19 protein-coding genes and 1 pseudogene are annotated in these 16,137 nt (G+C 61.3%); 9 read left to right on the forward strand and 11 right to left on the reverse strand.

Features of this window, described 5'->3' with window-relative positions; translation table 11 throughout:
- Nucleotides 1-15 precede the first annotated feature (15 nt).
- Together I3K84_RS08265 and I3K84_RS08270 are read right to left on the reverse strand one after the other, a co-directional pair.
- Nucleotides 16-1,128 carry a muconate cycloisomerase family protein gene (locus I3K84_RS08265; protein ID WP_011489354.1) on the reverse strand — a complete coding sequence of 371 codons (1,113 nt, stop codon included), beginning with the start codon at nt 1,126-1,128 and terminating at the stop codon, nt 16-18.
- Nucleotides 1,125-1,907 (reverse strand): chlorocatechol 1,2-dioxygenase, encoded by a 783-nt coding sequence (locus I3K84_RS08270; protein WP_196995890.1) that lies wholly within the window; start codon nt 1,905-1,907, stop codon nt 1,125-1,127. The genes I3K84_RS08265 and I3K84_RS08270 overlap by 4 nt, the downstream gene beginning before the upstream one ends.
- A 169-nt stretch (nt 1,908-2,076) precedes the next feature.
- Here I3K84_RS08270 and I3K84_RS08275 point away from each other — a divergent pair, with 169 nt between their 5' ends.
- Nucleotides 2,077-2,961, forward strand: a complete 885-nt coding sequence (locus I3K84_RS08275) for a LysR substrate-binding domain-containing protein (RefSeq protein ID WP_012248462.1) — start codon at nt 2,077-2,079, stop codon at nt 2,959-2,961.
- 143 nt (nt 2,962-3,104) lie between these two features.
- Here I3K84_RS08275 and I3K84_RS08280 read toward each other — a convergent pair.
- Nucleotides 3,105-3,715, reverse strand: a pseudogene (locus I3K84_RS08280) (LysE family translocator).
- 314 nt (nt 3,716-4,029) lie between these two features.
- On the reverse strand, nt 4,030-4,671 hold the full coding sequence (locus I3K84_RS08285) for a substrate-binding domain-containing protein (RefSeq protein ID WP_011489351.1): 642 nt from the start codon (nt 4,669-4,671) through the stop codon (nt 4,030-4,032).
- 121 nt (nt 4,672-4,792) lie between these two features.
- Between I3K84_RS08285 and I3K84_RS08290 the strand changes: the two genes are divergently transcribed.
- The 5 genes from I3K84_RS08290 to I3K84_RS08310 all read left to right on the forward strand — a co-directional run bounded on the left by I3K84_RS08290 (nt 4,793) and on the right by I3K84_RS08310 (nt 8,167).
- Nucleotides 4,793-5,092 (forward strand): helix-turn-helix domain-containing protein, encoded by a 300-nt coding sequence (locus I3K84_RS08290; protein ID WP_011489350.1) that lies wholly within the window; start codon nt 4,793-4,795, stop codon nt 5,090-5,092.
- Between the two features lie 162 nt (nt 5,093-5,254).
- Nucleotides 5,255-5,653 carry a hypothetical protein gene (locus tag I3K84_RS08295; protein ID WP_196994976.1) on the forward strand — a complete coding sequence of 133 codons (399 nt, stop codon included), beginning with the start codon at nt 5,255-5,257 and terminating at the stop codon, nt 5,651-5,653.
- Nucleotides 5,650-5,997, forward strand: coding sequence for an IS66 family insertion sequence element accessory protein TnpB (tnpB, locus tag I3K84_RS08300; protein WP_196994975.1), 348 nt, complete (start codon nt 5,650-5,652; stop codon nt 5,995-5,997). Before I3K84_RS08295 ends, tnpB begins: the two co-directional genes overlap by 4 nt.
- A gap of 80 nt (nt 5,998-6,077) precedes the next feature.
- Nucleotides 6,078-7,643, forward strand: a complete 1,566-nt coding sequence (locus tag I3K84_RS08305; RefSeq protein WP_196994974.1) for an IS66 family transposase — start codon at nt 6,078-6,080, stop codon at nt 7,641-7,643.
- Nucleotides 7,640-8,167 carry a hypothetical protein gene (locus tag I3K84_RS08310; protein WP_196994973.1) on the forward strand — a complete coding sequence of 176 codons (528 nt, stop codon included), beginning with the start codon at nt 7,640-7,642 and terminating at the stop codon, nt 8,165-8,167. Before I3K84_RS08305 ends, I3K84_RS08310 begins: the two co-directional genes overlap by 4 nt.
- A 126-nt stretch (nt 8,168-8,293) precedes the next feature.
- Here the strand turns inward: I3K84_RS08310 and I3K84_RS08315 are convergent, their stop codons facing one another.
- The 3 genes from I3K84_RS08315 to I3K84_RS08325 all read right to left on the reverse strand — a co-directional run bounded on the left by I3K84_RS08315 (nt 8,294) and on the right by I3K84_RS08325 (nt 10,786).
- Nucleotides 8,294-8,602, reverse strand: coding sequence for a hypothetical protein (locus I3K84_RS08315; protein ID WP_196995891.1), 309 nt, complete (start codon nt 8,600-8,602; stop codon nt 8,294-8,296).
- A gap of 418 nt (nt 8,603-9,020) precedes the next feature.
- A complete protein-coding gene (locus tag I3K84_RS08320) occupies nt 9,021-10,319 on the reverse strand; it encodes a Y-family DNA polymerase (protein ID WP_020228515.1) in 1,299 nt (432 codons plus the stop codon).
- A gap of 20 nt (nt 10,320-10,339) precedes the next feature.
- Complete coding sequence (locus I3K84_RS08325) at nt 10,340-10,786, reverse strand: LexA family transcriptional regulator (protein WP_049696900.1); 447 nt, start codon at nt 10,784-10,786, stop codon at nt 10,340-10,342.
- Nucleotides 10,787-10,831: 45 nt separating this feature from the next.
- Here I3K84_RS08325 and I3K84_RS08330 point away from each other — a divergent pair, with 45 nt between their 5' ends.
- From I3K84_RS08330 to I3K84_RS22225, 3 genes are all read left to right on the forward strand, one after another.
- The gene (locus tag I3K84_RS08330; protein ID WP_196995892.1) at nt 10,832-11,833 is read left to right on the forward strand and encodes an IS1595 family transposase; all 1,002 of its coding nucleotides are present in this window, start codon (nt 10,832-10,834) and stop codon (nt 11,831-11,833) included.
- Between the two features lie 85 nt (nt 11,834-11,918).
- Nucleotides 11,919-12,173 (forward strand): hypothetical protein, encoded by a 255-nt coding sequence (locus I3K84_RS08335; RefSeq protein WP_231403437.1) that lies wholly within the window; start codon nt 11,919-11,921, stop codon nt 12,171-12,173.
- A complete protein-coding gene (locus tag I3K84_RS22225) occupies nt 12,166-12,426 on the forward strand; it encodes a hypothetical protein (protein WP_231403438.1) in 261 nt (86 codons plus the stop codon). Before I3K84_RS08335 ends, I3K84_RS22225 begins: the two co-directional genes overlap by 8 nt.
- A gap of 460 nt (nt 12,427-12,886) precedes the next feature.
- Here I3K84_RS22225 and I3K84_RS08340 read toward each other — a convergent pair whose 3' ends face one another.
- The 4 genes from I3K84_RS08340 to I3K84_RS08355 form a co-directional block, all read right to left on the reverse strand.
- Nucleotides 12,887-13,240, reverse strand: coding sequence for a 50S ribosome-binding protein YggL (locus I3K84_RS08340; protein WP_024001387.1), 354 nt, complete (start codon nt 13,238-13,240; stop codon nt 12,887-12,889).
- Nucleotides 13,241-13,354: 114 nt separating this feature from the next.
- Complete coding sequence (locus I3K84_RS08345; protein ID WP_231403439.1) at nt 13,355-13,684, reverse strand: hypothetical protein; 330 nt, start codon at nt 13,682-13,684, stop codon at nt 13,355-13,357.
- Between the two features lie 479 nt (nt 13,685-14,163).
- The gene (locus I3K84_RS08350; protein WP_020228510.1) at nt 14,164-14,745 is read right to left on the reverse strand and encodes an HAD domain-containing protein; all 582 of its coding nucleotides are present in this window, start codon (nt 14,743-14,745) and stop codon (nt 14,164-14,166) included.
- A gap of 109 nt (nt 14,746-14,854) precedes the next feature.
- Nucleotides 14,855-16,048, reverse strand: a complete 1,194-nt coding sequence (locus I3K84_RS08355; RefSeq protein ID WP_024001382.1) for a hypothetical protein — start codon at nt 16,046-16,048, stop codon at nt 14,855-14,857.
- Nucleotides 16,049-16,137 lie beyond the last annotated feature (89 nt).

A 16,137-nucleotide genomic window follows, 5' to 3' on the forward strand; every position in this document is an offset into this window, starting at 1 on the left:
CCTAACTGACTTCAATCAACCCGCGCGGGTGAAGTGGCGCAGCTTGTCCGGATCGATATCAACACCCAACCCAGGACCCGAGGGCAACCGAATCTCGAAGTCCTTGATCTCGAGTTGGGTCTGCGTAAGCGTGTCGGCTAACACCCAGGGCCCTAGCAGTTCACATCCGAAGGGCATCGTCGGCAATGTGGCATACACATGGAGAGCAGCAGCGGTGCCGATTGATGAATCCAACATGGTGCCCCCATAGGACGCAATGCCCGAGGCTTCCGCGATCGCAGCGACCTTGAGGGTATTTGCCACCCCGCCCATGTTGCACAGCTTCAGCGAGAAGGCGTCGACGCAATGATGGCGCGCCAGTTCGAAGGCGGACGCCAGCGAGCTCAGGCTTTCATCGGCCAGGATGGCCACCCCGTTGTCGGCCGACAGGCGCCGAAGCGCATCGAAGTTGCTGCGTGCCACCGGCTGTTCGACCAGTTCGACACCGGCCGCCTCCAGGCGCGGAATCCACACCGATGCCGTGTTCTCATCCCAGGCCTGGTTGATATCGACCCGCACCGCAGCACGGTCACCGACGCGCTCGATAATCTTCTCGATATGGCGCAAATCATCTGCCGGGGAGCGCACGCCAAGCTTGATCTTGAACCGGTTGTGCCGGCGCCGCTCGATCATTTCCTCGGCGATTGCGATGTCCCGCTGCGTGTCGCCGCTCGCCAGGGTCCAGGCAATGGGGATGCCCTGCTGGATCGCGCCGCCGATCAAATCGCTCAGCGGCAGGTTCAGAGAGCGTGCCTTCAGATCATGCAGCGCAACGTCGATGGCCGCCTTGGCCGAATAGTTTCCGGTTACGGCGCGCTCCATTAAGTGCTGGAGCTCTCGCAGATTTGTCGCGTCCTTGCCGATCAGGAGCGGCGCCAAGTACGTTTCGATGATGACCTTGATGGTTTCAGCGCATTCGGAACTCCAAGTCGGCCCACCTACGCTGCTGCCCTCGCCGATGCCGACAAGCCCGCCCGCACGGATCTGCACGATCGCATAGCTCTGCTTCTGCACCGTGGTAAACGACATCTGGATGGGACGCGAAGCTGGGACGTCCACCAGCGTCACATCGATCGCTTCGATCTTCATGCCACTGTCTCCGTAGCCGACTTGCGTTGCTCGGCCTGCTCACGCTCGATTACGAAGTCCAGGGTCATGACCCGCACCCCGTCCTCGATCGTCTCGGGCGTAATCAGGTCGGGGGTGACGCCGTGACAGCAGTCATCGTCCACCCATTTGCCCCCTTCGAAGTAGTATTGCGTGGTCAACGGTTCGAAACCGTCCTTGCGCACCTTGAAGTGCACGTGCGCCGGACGCCAGGTATGGCTGCCCAGGTGGCCCAGCAGACGCCCAGTCGGCCCCTCGTAGGGGATCTGGTATGGCACTGGCATCGTGGTGCGCACGCGAAAGTTGCCCTGGGAATCCGTCACGAGTTTTCCGCGGTAGTAGTCCATGGGGATGTTGTCGTGGATCCCGCTGTACAAGCCATCAGGCGTCGAGTGCCACACGTCGATGACAGCGCCAGCGAGCAACTCGCCCGTGTCCGAGCGCACCGTACCGCGAATGATCAGCGGTTTGTGGTCGTCGGTATCGTAGGTCTTGAGGACGCCTTCAACTACAGGAGCACCTTCCAGGAAGTACGGCCCCTGCATCCCAGGCGCAGAGGTCCGCGAGCGCTGCGCCTTGCCTTCGATGATGGTGCTGTTCAGGAAAGCGTCCAGAAGCACCGCGGTTTCCCGCGTCTGTGCGACCTCGGTGAGATAGTCGACACCCGCGCGGTATTCGGCTTCCGTGACGCGCTTGTCCAGCAAAATTTTGCGTACTGCCTCGACGATCGCGCCTGCGACCTCGGCAACTCGTTTATCCATGACTCGTCTCCTTTCAAGATCTGATGGTTGAAACACCGATGAGTTGGTGCTTCAAACATGAATGCTAAGATTCGCGTGTCATGCGGTCCAATACCTTTTTTTAGCCTTTGCAATACGGGATCGGTATGGCTTAGCGGTGTCCACCCCTAGGGAAAACCAGAGGTCTTAAATGGAATTTCGGCAGCTTCGCTATTTCATCGCGGTCGCAGAAGAGGGAAATATCGGTGCTGCGGCAAGACGCCTGCATATTTCCCAGCCGCCCATTACCCGCCAAATACAGGCCCTGGAACAGGATCTCGGCGTGGTGCTGTTTGAACGCACGCACCGCGGCGTCGAATTGACGGCAGCGGGTACAACATTTTTAGAGGATGCCAGGCGCCTACTGCACGTTACCGAGATCTCAAGGGTGAGATCACGTGCAGCATCGCGCGGTGAAATCGGGGAATTGCGCGTCGCCTATTTCGGAACCGTCGTTTTGCATACGCTACCGCTACTGCTGCGGCAACTCTTGTCGGTTGCTCCCTCGGCAACTGTGTCCTTGACGCAGATGAGCAAGAACCGCCAGATTGAAGCGCTGGACGCTGGCACCATCGATATCGGGTTCGGGCGTTTCTACCCCTATCAGGAGGGTGTAGTTGTCCGAAACGTAACCAATGAGAGGCTATTTCTGGGTGCGCAAAAGTCGCGCGCTCGCTCGTTTGGTGAGCAAGTTCATTGCAGCGCGCTTCGTAACGAGCCCTTGATCCTGTTCCCGCGAGAAGGACGCCCCAGTTTCGCAGACGAAGTCATCGGCGTATTCAAAAACGCGCGAGTGGAGCCAAAGGTTGTCGCCATAGTTGAAGACGTCAATGCAGCCATGGCTCTGGCGTTGGCCGGCGTCGGCGTGACAATTGTTCCCGAGACAGTAGCCATGATTTCGTGGCCTGACTTCGGCTTCACTGAACTCGTGGGCTCCAAGGCCACTGTACCGGTCAGTTGTATCTACCGTCACGATCACATTGCGCCGATTCTGAAAACATTCTTGAACTTGCTACCTATTCGAGAATCGCAATAGATGCCAATCGTTAGGTTGTCGAGCCCGCAATTCGGCATAACACTGGCCGTAAAGCGGGCATCAATCGCTGTACTCCAACTCTTACTGCGACATGGCTCACGCTAAAAGGAAGGCACGCGCAGCGAGGGCAATGCCCGACGCAATCAGCGCCGGGCCACCGCTATCAGTACTCCGAAGCCGACCAGCCGCCCGCCGAAGGCACGGTCGATCCAATGGCGGAAAGCCAGCAGACGATCGCGCACGGCACCGGCAGAGAAGCATAAGGCCACCAGGCTAAACCAGCCCATGTGCGCCGCAGCGATGAAAGCGCCATAGCCAATCTGCACTGCCAGCGGAGTGTCGGGCCGCACCACCTGCATAAACAGGCTGACGATGAATACCGTGGCTTTGGGGTTCAGCGTATTGGTCAGGAAACCGGTACGCAGCGCAGCGCCATCCGAGAGCGGCGCCATACGCTTTTCGGTCAGTGCGCCGCCAGCTTTCGTGCACAGCATTTTTATGCCGAGATAAATTAGATAGGCAGCACCGACCAGTTGATGGTGTTAAACAACCAAAGCGATTGCTGGATTAGCAGGCCCACGCCGATCAACGTATAGGTGATATGTACCAGTATGCCTAAGCCTATGCCCAATGCGGTCAGCACGCCCGCGCGGCGCGACAGCATCAAGCTATTGCGCGTAACCGTTGCAAAGTCCGGCCCAGGGCTGATGACGGCCAGCAAGGTGATTGTGACGACAGCTATTAATTCGGTCATTGGCGTATCCGGTCGGAAACAATGAAATTAAGGCAGATGATATTCAAAATCAACGTGAAGGAATATCGATCTTTCCGGCCAATAATGGAGAACTGAATTCGACATCTTCCGGTACGCGTCAGCCTTCCTAGCGGGTGCTACGCTGTTTCGAGGCTGCCGCCCACTTGGAGAATTCAGCCGTGCGATGGTCGAGTCGCATCTAACCCACGGCGCAGTCAACCGCGTGGCACGTTCACTCGAAAACGCATCGCGGTAGCGTGAGCAGCGTAGCCGGCGCGTATTCCTGACCAATCCAGTCCTCAAGAGCGCGTCCACTATGCAGCACTCGCCCTTGCGACCTGCAACGCTCTTCGCTCGAATCGCTCCACAACGGAACTGGTTGGCTCCTGGGGCCGCTGCAGGTGTGTCACGATCTCGTAGGGGCCATCGATGAGCGGCCGCATCGTGATCCCCCATCTGTGAGCGTGCTCGATGCGCGATTGCGCGGACACCCCGACGCCGTAGCCGGCCGCGACCCACGTGGCCAACAGGCCAAACGAAGTGACGTACCGGATGTTCTGTCGACCTGTCGGCAGGGGCGTGGAAAGCCGCTCATCCAACTTGGAACAGATTTCCGCCTGCCAGCGATACAGGGCGAAGTCCAGCAGATCGGCGATCGTGAGTGTCGCCTGATCAAGCAATGGAAATCGTAGCGGCATGGCGACGGCCATGCACTCGGCCCACAACGGCTGCGCTTTAAGCGCCGCGTCGCTCGATACCTGAATTGAAACCCCCGCGTCGTAACGGCCGTCATGTAGTCCCGCATGCAGATCGCGACCTGAAACCTCAAAGAAGGCGAGAGCGACATCGGGCTCTTCCGCGCGTTGCAGCGCCAGCAGTGCCGACAACTGTGGCGACGGCGCGCCTGGCGCTATGGCGAGCCTGAGACGGGGGGACTGGCCGGTAGCGTTGTGCATAAGGGCACCGCAGAGGCGGCTAATCAGGTCAAGGAGGAGCCCATATGATAAGCAAGAGTGAACTTTAACGTCTATAAATTTAACGTGGTTAATTTCAGAGGTTTGTCCGACGCTTCTGCAAATGCAGAAGCCCACTATTCAGCCAGGCCGCCCCGCTGGCACATCGACGTATGAATCCGAACCAGCGTTGGCCTTCGGACAGGCCGTGCGCGTTGCGCGCGTCGCTCAAGGTATTGCTCAAGACGAATTTGCATCCCGGGCAGGCATCTCGCGCTCGCACATGGGCAAGATCGAGCGCGGGGAGCACGTGCCCACGCTTCCTGTCATATTGAAAATTGCCATGGCGCTCAGAATAAGCGCCGCTGACCTGATGGCTGCAACGGAGCACTACCTTGGCATCGGCGCCCGGACCGATTCTTGAAGCTGAACGTCCGTGGTTGGCTCTGTCAGCCACCTAGATTCTCACGTAGGCGGACGAGATCACGCAGACGAACGATGAAGGTATCTGTCCGCTCTTCCCCGTTCTTGCTGAACTCGTAGCCACCAGGCATCGTCGAGCCTTCCATCCAACAGGAGAACGACGATGCAGCAAGATCTTCCGGCAGCTGGTGACTCGCCCCGCGGCGACGCTGTCGAATCCGGCCAGGTTCGCGACGGCGCCGAGCGCGACGACGCCTTCTGGCTCGCACACGAGGATCGCCGTCTCAGTCAAGGCATGAGCGTGCGGCAGTATTGCCACGACAACGCCCTGGCTCTGTCCACCTACCGCTATCGCCTGGCCAAGCATCGCCGCTCCATCGGCACCATGCCGGCCGCGGCCGAGGCCGCGAAGGGCTCCGCCTCCTTCATCGCGATCGGCTCGCAAAGCGTGCCGTCGATTGCAAGCGACGTGGAGATCGCTCTGTGCGGGGGCATCACGCTGCGTCTGGCGGGTGCGAGCGCCGAGCGTGTGCTTGCCCGGGTGCTGGAGCGACTGGCGTGATCCTGTCCTCGGCGATCCGCGCCTACGTCTACGCCGAAGCCGTGGACATGCGCAAGTCGATCGATGCGCTCGGCCAGATCGTCGCGATGAGCATGGGCTTGAACCCGTTGTCGGGACACGTGTTCGTGTTCATCGCGCGCCGGCGCGACAAGGCCAAGCTGCTGGTGTGGGACCGTCACGGATTCTGGGTTCTGTACAAGCGCCTGGAGCGCGGCCGCTTCGCCGATCCGGCGCGCTTGGCGGGCAACGGCATCGCCATGAGCGAGCTGGTGGCCTGGCTCGACGGCATCGACCTCAGTCGCGTGAAGCGCCTGCCGGCGGTCACAGCATCGATGGTTGCATAGTAGATCGAGCGCGATGGTGTCTAGCAATTCTCGATTCTCCGAATGGCCATGCCGCGAAGTGCATGGGAAGATCATTGCCCATGTCCACCGCCTACCTCGATCGCGCCCAGTTGCCCGACGCGGTGGAGCCTTTGAAGGACCTGGTGGTGCAGCTCGCGCAGCAGCTGCAGGCGGTGCGCGAGCAGGCCGATGCCCAGATGGCCAATCTCGCCCAGCAGCTCGCTGCCTTGCGCCACCGGATGTTCGGCCGCAGCAGCGAGGTGCTGCATGTGGGCCAGACCGAACTGTGGGTCGACACGGTCGAACTGCCCGTGCCGCCCGAGACGCGCGAGCGCGTGGGCGAGCACCATCGCCGCCGCCGTGGACGCCCCGCGATCGATCCGAGCCTGCCGCGGGTGCGCGTCGAGCACGATCTGAGCGAGCAGGAGAAGGCCCAGTTCACCCGGGTCCAGCGCATCGGCGAGGAGGTCAGCGAGACGATCGAATACACGCCAGCCAAGCTGCTGGTGCTGCAGCACGCGCGGCTGAAGTACCGCTGCGAGGACGACCAGGGCAGCAGCACCGTGCGCACCGCCAGCGCCATCACCTCGCCGCTGCCCCGCAGCAATGCCGGGCCGGGCCTGCTGGCACACGTGCTGGTGGCCAAGTACCTCGATCACAACCCGCTGGCGCGCCAGGAGCGTGGCTTTGCGCGCCTGGGCTTTGCCGCCCCGCGGCAGACGCTGTGCGACTGGACGCTGGACGGCTGCGAATTGCTGGCCCGCCTGATGCCGCCGCTAAAGGCACACGTGCTGGCCAGCCCGGTGATCCTCACGGACGACACCACCCTGGCGATGCAGGCCGCACGCGGCAGCGGCGCCGGCAAGACCATCACGGCGCGGCTGTGGTGCTACCTGGCCGGCGGGCACAAACGCGATGCAGCAGGCCAGTGGCAGCCGGTGGCGCCAGCGGCGCTGTACGACTTCACCACCGACCGCTCCGGCGCGCACCCTCGGCGCATGCTCGCCGGCTGGAAGGGGTGGCTGCAGGCCGACGACTACGCCGGGTATCACAGCCTCTTCAAAGGTGGCGACGTCATCCACTCGGCATGCTGGGCCCATGCCCGCAGACGGTACATGGAGGTGGTCAAGACCGCACCGCCCGGCGCGCCGCCTGGCGTGGCCCATGAGGCCCTGCGCTTCATCGGGGAGATGTATCACATCGAGCGGGAGATCGCCGAATCCGACCCTGATCAGAAGCGGTTGCAGCGTCAGCGTCGCAGTCGCCCGCTGCTGGCCGACTTCCACCAGTGGCTGCTGGGGCACGTCGCAGCATTGCTGCCGCAATCGGCGCTTGGCAAGGCGGTGGCCTACACCCTGAGCAACTGGCCCGCGCTGACGGCGTTCCTCGATGAGGGGATGCTGGCGGTGGACAACAATGCCAGCGAGCGGGCGATGCGGCCGATCGCCCTGTCGCGAAAGAACTGGCTCTTCGCGGGCAGCGAACGCGGCGGCCACGCCGCGGCGGTGGCCCTCAGCCTGATCGAGACGGCCAAACTCAATGGCGTGGAGCCGTACGCGTACCTGAAGGACGTGTTCAGCCGCATCAACGACTGCCGCCTCAGCCAGCTGGAACAACTGCTGCCGATGCACTGGAAGCCGGCATGATGATCGAGGACCAGGAGCGTCGGCTGCTCGATGCTCTCGGGCAGGCCAGCAGCCTGCAGCTGTACCGCCTGCAGGCCATCCTGCAGCGGATGATCACCGATCCGAAACGGGTGATCGAGATCCGCCGACAACTTCACCTGGGGCAGACGGTGCGCTACTTCGAGCTGGAGAGCGGGCAGATGCGGCCGGCGCGGGTGGTCGAGATGAAGGACAAGGAGATCCTGGTGCAAGACCAGGCCACGCTGCGGCATTGGCGACTGGCCTATGCGGCGGTGGAACCGCCCGCCTGCGCAGAGACCGACATCACGCAAGGCGCCACGGCGACCATGCCGCCGCCGGCCGCGCCCAAGCCAAGTCGCGACGACTTCCAGCGCGGGCAGAAGGTGTCCTTTGAAGATAAGCACCTGCGCGCTCAAGTCGGGGTCATCACCCGGATCAACCAGCGCACCGCCAGCATCGACACGGGCGACGGTGGGCTGTGGAAAGTTTCCTTCGCGCTGCTGCGTCACGTCGTGGACGTGTGACCACGGGCGCCGGAGCGGCGGCCGGTGCCAAGGTAGCCCTGTCTGCATCGAAAAACCCCCTGTCCATTCAGGAGGTGACGATGCCTGGCCGCGAGCCGGTCAGCAAGTACGGGGTTGGGCGGACACTTACAGAGCAATCACATGCGTTGAAGCAAAGAACGTCTCAAAGTACAAACCTGCTTGTTTGGCCTCTTTGGACAAGTTCATGCCTTCAAGAATAGGCTGTAGGCGAGGGTTGCCAGCAAGCGCTTCACGCTGCGCCACAACAAGAAAGTTCAACGCTCGGCGTAATGAGACCTGCCCCTGCAGGAACCGTATGTATGGTGGAACAACGATCGCCAAAGGGGTGCCGCGAAAGATGTTGGCCCAATACTTCGGATCAGATTGAAGATCCTTATCTGACGAGGCGCCTTTTGGGTCTTCAGAGGTATGCATAGCGGGGATGTTTGATGGCATAACACTTTGCTAGCTGACAAAGTATGCACAAGTCTGGAGGGTACCAGCGCAGACCATCAAAATCGCGAGCCACCAACTTCACGCGCAACTCTCCCGAGACAATTGTCAAACTGCCAACCTGCCGGCCGTTACCCAGCGGCTCCTTTGAGGAAAGGCGCCTACCGTCGGCTTCGGGTCGCAAGCTCCTGTTCACACTACCTGACAGCAGACATCCAGTGACCTATCTGCCTGCACTTGATGGTCGCTGTCCGCTGCACACCTGAAACCCGTCATTGGGCTGTCCCCCGCGTCAATGCTCGGATGGCCGGTATGGGACGGTGACCGTTAGGCAGCGTTGCGGCTACGAGCAGCGGCAATCGCTGCAGAGCCGACCTCGAGCATGGGAGCTCCCCCACTCTTAGGCCCTTGCCACCGGAACATCCTCCCACCGCGTCGTGTACTGCGGCGTGCGCCTCTCCTGCTTCATCCCCCAGTCCTTGCCCCTGTTGGTGCCGCCCGTGGCACCTGAATGCACAGTGCCCTTGCCGTAGCGCTGGTTGAGCGCATCCAAAGCCACCATCAGCTGGGTGCGATCCCGGCGGTCTTCATCCTCCAGATCCAGCTCACCCTGCAGCACGTTGCCCGGCACTAGGTCCAGCAGCATCACCCCGGCCTTGGCCATCTTGTAGCCAGGCTCGTACATCCGGCGCATGCCCGCTGTGGCCGCCCACACCAGCTTGCCGGTGTCGGCCGTAGGCCGGCGCAGGGGCACCACCACCGACTTGTTGAAGCGCGGGCCGGGGCGGAACGGCGAGGTGTGGCAGAACACCAGCAACTGGCTGGCCAGACTGCCTTGCTTGCGTAGCTTCTCGGCCGCGCGGCTGGCGAACTCGCTCACGGCCTCCACCAGCGGCGGCAGCTCGGTCACCGCCTGACCGAATGACCGGGTGCAGGCGATCTCTCTCTTGGGCTCTGGTGCGTCATCCAGCTCAATACACTGCATCCCCTGCAGCTCCCGCACGGTGCGCTCCAGCACCACGCTCCAGCGCCTGCGCACCATGGCTGGGTCCAGCCGGGCCAGGTCCAGGACCGTATGCACTCCGCACTGATGCAGCTGCGCGCCGATCTTGCGGCCCACGCCCCAGACTTCCTCTACCAGCGTGCTGGCCAACACATCGTCCAGGTCCTGGGCCGGCAAGGTGGTCAGGTTGCACACCTGGGCCAGCTCGGCCGGGTAGCTCCCCGGTTTGCGCTCGGCCGTCTTGGCGATGTGGTTGGCCAGCTTTGCCAGTGTCTTCGTATGACCGATCCCGATGCCACAGGGGATGCCCACCCACTGGTGGATGCGCGCACGGATGGCGTGGCTGCGTGTGATCAGATCGCCCCGCAGCCCCTGCAGGCTGATGAACGACTCATCGATGCTGTAGATCTCCTGCGAGGGGCCCAGGCCCGCCGCCAGGCTCATCATCCGGTTGCTCATGTCACCGTACAGGGTGAAGTTGGCGCTCAAGGCCACCAGGCCGTGGGTCTCTTCCATGTGCCGGATCTGGAACCACGGCGCCCCCATCTTGATGCCCAGGGCCTTGGCCTCATTGCTGCGGGCAATCGCGCAGCCATCGTTGTTGCTCAACACCACCACCGGGCGGCCGTTCAGGCTGGGGCGGAACACCCGCTCGCAGCTCACGTAAAAGTTGTTGCCATCCACCAGCGCATACATGCTGGCCTCCGTCCATCAGATCAGGTGAGAAACAGCTTCACGCACCCACTCACCACGCCCCAGACCTCAATGGTCAGGCTGTCGCGGGGGATGATGTCGGGATAGGTGGGATTGGCCGCGCGCAGCTTGATCCGGCCGGCACGCTGGTGCAGATACTTCACGGTGCATTCGCCGTCCACAATGGCCACGACGATGCTGTTGTGCTTGGGCTTGATCGCCCGGTCCACCGCGATGATGCTGCCGTCCTCAATGCCAGCGTCCCTCATCGAGTCGCCCCGCACGCGCCAGAAGTAGGTGGCCTGGGGGTGCTTCACCAGCAGCTTCATGATGTCCAGTCGCTCCACCACGAAGTCGTCAGCTGGCGATGGAAACCCCGCGCACACGCTCACCCCACACAGGGGCAAGGCCAGCGACTGCGCCGCTGTGTCGTACGGCACCGGTAGCGGGGAGTTCCAAAAACTGTACATATTTAAGGGGTATCCATTTAGCTCCAGCAATGTCAGAATAACTGGATGGAAACCCAGATAATAGCGCCCACTCCCGGCCAGGACTACCCCCGCACCTGGAACGAATTTCTTGACTGGTTTGCCACCGAAGAAGCCTGCCTGACCTTCCTGGAGAAGCTGCGCTGGCCCCATGGCTTCATCTGTCCGCGCTGTGGCAATGTGGGGGATGTGTACCGAGCCAGCCGCACCCGCTTGATGTGTCGGGCTTGCCAGTACCAGGGAACAGTGACCTCCGGGACCATCTTTGACAAGACCCGAACGCCACTGCGGGTGTGGTTGGCAGCTGCCTGGTATCTGACCAATCAGAAGCAAGGCGTGAGCGCTTTGGGGCTGCAGCGCGTTCTGGGCTTGGGCAGTTACCAGACAGCCTGGACCATGCTGCACCGGTTTCGACGCGCCATGGTTCGACCAGGCAGGGACAAGCTCAAGGGGCTTGTCGAGGTGGATGAAACCTACCTGTCCATCACGGACCGCAAAAAACCCATCACCCCTGTAGGGCGCAAGAGCAGCACCACCAAAGTGTTGGTGGCCATGGCAGTGGAGGTCGTGGAGCCCAAGGGGTTTGGACGCATCCGGCTGCGTCGCATAGCCCGAGACTCCGCCTCCTACGTCGTTCCCTTTGTTCAGGAGGTGGTCGAGCCCGGGGCCCATGTACGCACGGACGGCTCAGCAGCCTACCGCGCGCTGGAAGAGCTGGGATACACCCACCAGCGCACCGTCATGCTGGGTTCAGGTGTGCCAGCCCATGTGTCGATGGCGGGAGTGCATCGGGTGGCCTCGTTGGTGCAGCGCTGGGTGCTGGGGACGCATCACGGGTCCGTGCAGCCCGAGCACCTGGACGCCTATCTCGATGAATTCGTGTTCCGCTTTAACCGGCGAACCTCGAACTCGCGGGGGATGCTGTTTTATCGCTTGCTGCAGCAAGCGGTGGTCACGCCGCCGGTGACTTATGCGGATGTGGTGAGCAAGAAGACAGACGAGCGGGAGTCAGATACCATTGCTGGATAAAAACACAGCATCAGGGGTGACGCTGGAGCTAAGTGGATACCCCTTACATATTTACAGTATAGCTCCCTGCTGCCAGAATGTTGCCATGTGTACCTACTACGAGGTCCCGGGCCGTGAGCAGCTGGTGCTGCACTTCGATGACGTGCCCGAGGAAGAGTGGCGCGACAAGATGAGCCCGCTGTACCGGGGGCCGTTCCTGCGGGCCAAGGGCGAACCCGGGCGCGAGCTGGTGGTGGGCCAGTGGGGCATGATCGCCGCCGCACTCCAAGACACACATCCCTACAGGCAAGGATGGCAAACGCCTGAGCACCGTCAACGCCCGGCGCGAAGGCATGGCTAAGTCATGGACCTACGGCGGCCCCTGGCGCAAGGGGCAGCGCTGCATCATCCCGGCGCAGTTGTACGTCGAACCCTACTGGGGCACTGGCAAGCACATACCCTGGCAGTTCGAGCGCGCCGACGGCCAGGGTTTGGCGAAATTCGAAGACGTTCACGGCAGTTCCATGCAAAATTGGCTCGATAGCGCAACCAAATGTTGCATTTATCGTAGCTTGGAACTATCCCACAAAAATACGCGCGCGCAGTCACCGTGAACTCATGGTGCCCTCGTCAGAAAAACGCCGGTGTTTGGGCTCTACAAGGGCTACGAAGCCTCAATAGAGATCAGCCCCCCTGTGCTTCCAGCCCTTGCGCACGTGGGGCAGGAGCATCGTTTGCACGCAACATAGCCGTGGACACCATGCTCAAAGCCCCTCAGACACCGCGCTATGCGCAGCGGCGTACCCACCGCACCTACCCCGCAATACAAGGCCGAGTGGTGGCTGTCACCATAACCCACTGCATGGTAAAGCGGCTGATGCTCAGCATGGGGCTGCCCTCTTTGCGAGCCCAGCGTCGTGAGCAGTTGCTGCCGAGGGTGCCGGAACGTGGTGCACGCGAACGTCGTGTTGACCCGGATGTATTCGCCATGAGATTTTTGAATATCCCATGTCTCGTTTCTGGGGCCGGTCGTTCATGGGGGCCCCCTGAAGTTCGTGGTCGAAGAGCGGGCACTCAAGGCGCCTCGTCGTACCAGGCGTCCCGCAGTGGGCCGACCTTGATCTCGGCGAGATCCGGCCATCGCCCGAGCCAGCTCTCGAAGGCGGCGCGATCAGCGTCCGTGACGCTCCCGCGACGCGCGGCCACGAAGCCGCAATTGACCCCTCCGCCTAGACTCAGCGCTCGGGGCGCGACGAGGTTCTCGAGTAACTGATCGATGAACTGATCCTGCACATCGATCGACGGTGCCACCCGCCAAGTCAGCTCGTAGTCGAATCCCAGCACTTGGAACTCGCCGATGTGCAGCTTCTTGCGAAGGCGCCGGGAGCGAGATCGTTTAGGTGGTGGCAGCACGAGTAGGTCAGTCACGGGTATTTCATGTGGGGGGTGGGATAGGCCGTACGTTGTGGCGGGATGTCGCACGACAGGTATAGCCCGGGCTCAATCATCCGAAAGGAAATCGGACACTTCTCCTTGGCGATTTCAGACGGTATCGGGTTGGTCGGATTGCAGGGTGCCATCACCCACTGTCCACTGCAGCTCATCCACCGCCCTGCGCATGATCCACACACACTGCGCATCGGTGCACCATCGCTTGGCCACCAAGCCTTTCAACGTAGCCTTGACAGTCGCGTCTTGATTACCTTCGTAGGTCGCCAGCTTTCTCTGGCAGTACGGGACCATCTGCGACACCAGGTCGTCACACATCTGGAAGGCCGCCAGAACCTCGCCCGGCGACGTGCCCGGTGCATAGAACCTGCCACCTTCCTCGACCAGGTTCATCTTGGGCTGGGCGCCAGAAACAGCTGACACGGTTGCTATCACAGGGAAGTCTTCTGGCACCCCTGGATAGTTGGTTCGGCCCATCGTCATATCGGCTCCATATTGACTGTTGCACCCTCTAAGATCCCAATGCCCACGTCGAGCTGCTGCAGGGCATACTCTCTTCAGGGGACTGTTGGCCCTTTGGGGCGGCGCCAGCCGATTGGTTTGTGCCCCCTGGCCAATGGCGCAAAGCCGTTGCGCCGCACTCGCCCCGAGAACAGCCGCCCCTTCCACACGGGCCCCGGCGTCTTGCTGACGACGACCCCTTTTGGCTTGCCTCGGGCGGCGACACTCTTGATGAGGGAGAAGTACACCCGGGTTCCGACCTTCCTATGACGGTCGTTCCACTGGGACCACAACGGCGTTTGACAGCTTTTTGATTCAGAGGCATATCTGTCCTTGTGCGATTTTTCCGAATGGTTCGTCAGCACGATGGAGCGGAAAGCATGGGTAGTCTCATGTGGAGATTACCCAGGGGTGGTTGGGGTTGAATGGCTGCGCAGCAGCTGTTCTTTGAGCTCCCGCTGGATACTGGGATCGGACAGACCCTTCGTGCCGTCGCAGGCGATCAGGTGGTGCCGATACGCCGCTGGCCAGCCTTCGAGGTCGTCATCGAGCGCGATCCAGTGGCGCGGCTTTCTGCGCTGGGCATCCTGCTGGATTTGTACCCCCCGGGGTGTCCCACGAAACATGGCTTGATTCCAGGGATCTACGCCATGCACCCGCTTGTGGTACGTCCCGCCTATGAAGCGCGAGCGCAAGGATGTCGGTAGGCGTTTGAGTGTGGCGCTGTACCCGGGGCGGATACACCAAGTGCTGCTGAGCACCAGGGCCACCGCCGGGTAGGGTTCCAGGGCCTGTTCCAGGATGGGAAGCCATTCGAACAAGGTGCGCCCTGCGGCTTCGTAAGGGCTCATGTAGATGCCCTTGCGGGGATGCCAGAGCACTTTCTCGTGGTGGACCACGCCATCGAGGTCCAGGTAGAGGATCACGTCGGCACTGCGGGGCGTAGATGCCGGAACGTAGATTGGGTGGTGCTCGGAGGGCATGACTGGTTCGCCGAATGAAAAAGTGCCAGCGCTTACGAGAATGTGCCGGACTGAGCCTGCAAGAGCAGGCCGCGCGGCAAGTCCAGGTCGACGCCCAGCCTCACTTTCACTAGCGGCGACGGAACGGCTCTCCTGGTGATGAGTTGTGACGCTCATCGGCGATCTCAAATAGGCACTGCATATAAGGCTGCACTTCCGCCCAGAGCGCTCTGTCATCATAGAGTTGGGACAGCATCCGCGTGGCTTCTACGGCATCGGGCCATTTCTCAGCAACGCTCACGTGGGTCATCGCTTCGCGGCTATCTTGGTCGTCATGCAGGTGACCGTCCTGAGCTCCGTAGGTGTGAAATTCCACGATGCGCCGGGGCCGAGGCCACGCGGCGTCTTGGCAAGTACCGCCGGGTGGCGAGGCCTCGCGGGTAGCATGGGCTGCCGCGAAGGAGTCTTGGACGGTATGCAAGACCGAGCCAAAAGCAACATGGTGCAGGTAAGGCAGCAGCTTGTCCTGTCGTCCAAGGATGTAGAGATCTGAGACACGCCACTGTGTGCAGCCAAAGTGCTCCTGGAGCGTTGGGTTGTCCAGATCGCGCAGGAAGGTATCGGGTTTAATTTCTCTCGACGCAACCTTCCATGCGAACTCCAACCAATCCAATACCTTGGCACGGGTGGCACCGGGATGTACGCCCTCCTCGCTGGCCATGGCATGCAAAAACTGCAGATCACCAAAATGCGAGCGGGTCATCAAGTTACCGCGCTGGGTGCCAGCAACTTTTCTGCAGCCCACGATGGGCTTGGTCTGGGCTTTCTTTTCTGCATCCTTGAAGAGACAGTACCAGCACAGGGGTTGTGTCGAGAAGCGGATGGTTTCTGACACCTTGCAGGACTTGCCGAGATAGGTGCAATTGCCTTCCTCAGGGGCCAGCTTGAAGGGCGGCAAGTCGTTCCATCGGACCCCGTAGATAACATAGGGTGTTGCGAATGGAAGATCACGAGCGCTACAGACAGGGTCTTGAGCGAGGCCAGCCGGCTCCACCGGGCAACCCATGGCAATCTGGGTGATCTCCTCGTGCACACGCCCTTTGATCAGGACTCCCAAACGACCTGCGACCGTAGCTAGCGAGTCTTCAGTCTCGTTGGTGAGTTTGGATTCAAATGCTGAGCCCATGGGGGCGATTTGAAAAGCGGCGGCTGCACTGCAGAGGGTCAAGATACCTGCGCCCAAAGCCAATGCGCGAACGCCATTGAATGCCAGCTGCAGTGAAGACTGGCGATGGCGAATTTTGGTGTGGTCTGTGCCTTGCATGTCTCTCCTCCCGAACCATAACTTTAGGCAGATCTAGGATTTGGGCAAGAAATATAGGAACAGGAGGAAAGCACCCCACGTGCAACACT

The sequence above is a fragment of the Diaphorobacter sp. JS3051 genome, from assembly GCF_015832135.1.
Classification (GTDB): Bacteria; Pseudomonadota; Gammaproteobacteria; order Burkholderiales; family Burkholderiaceae_C; genus Diaphorobacter; species Diaphorobacter nitroreducens.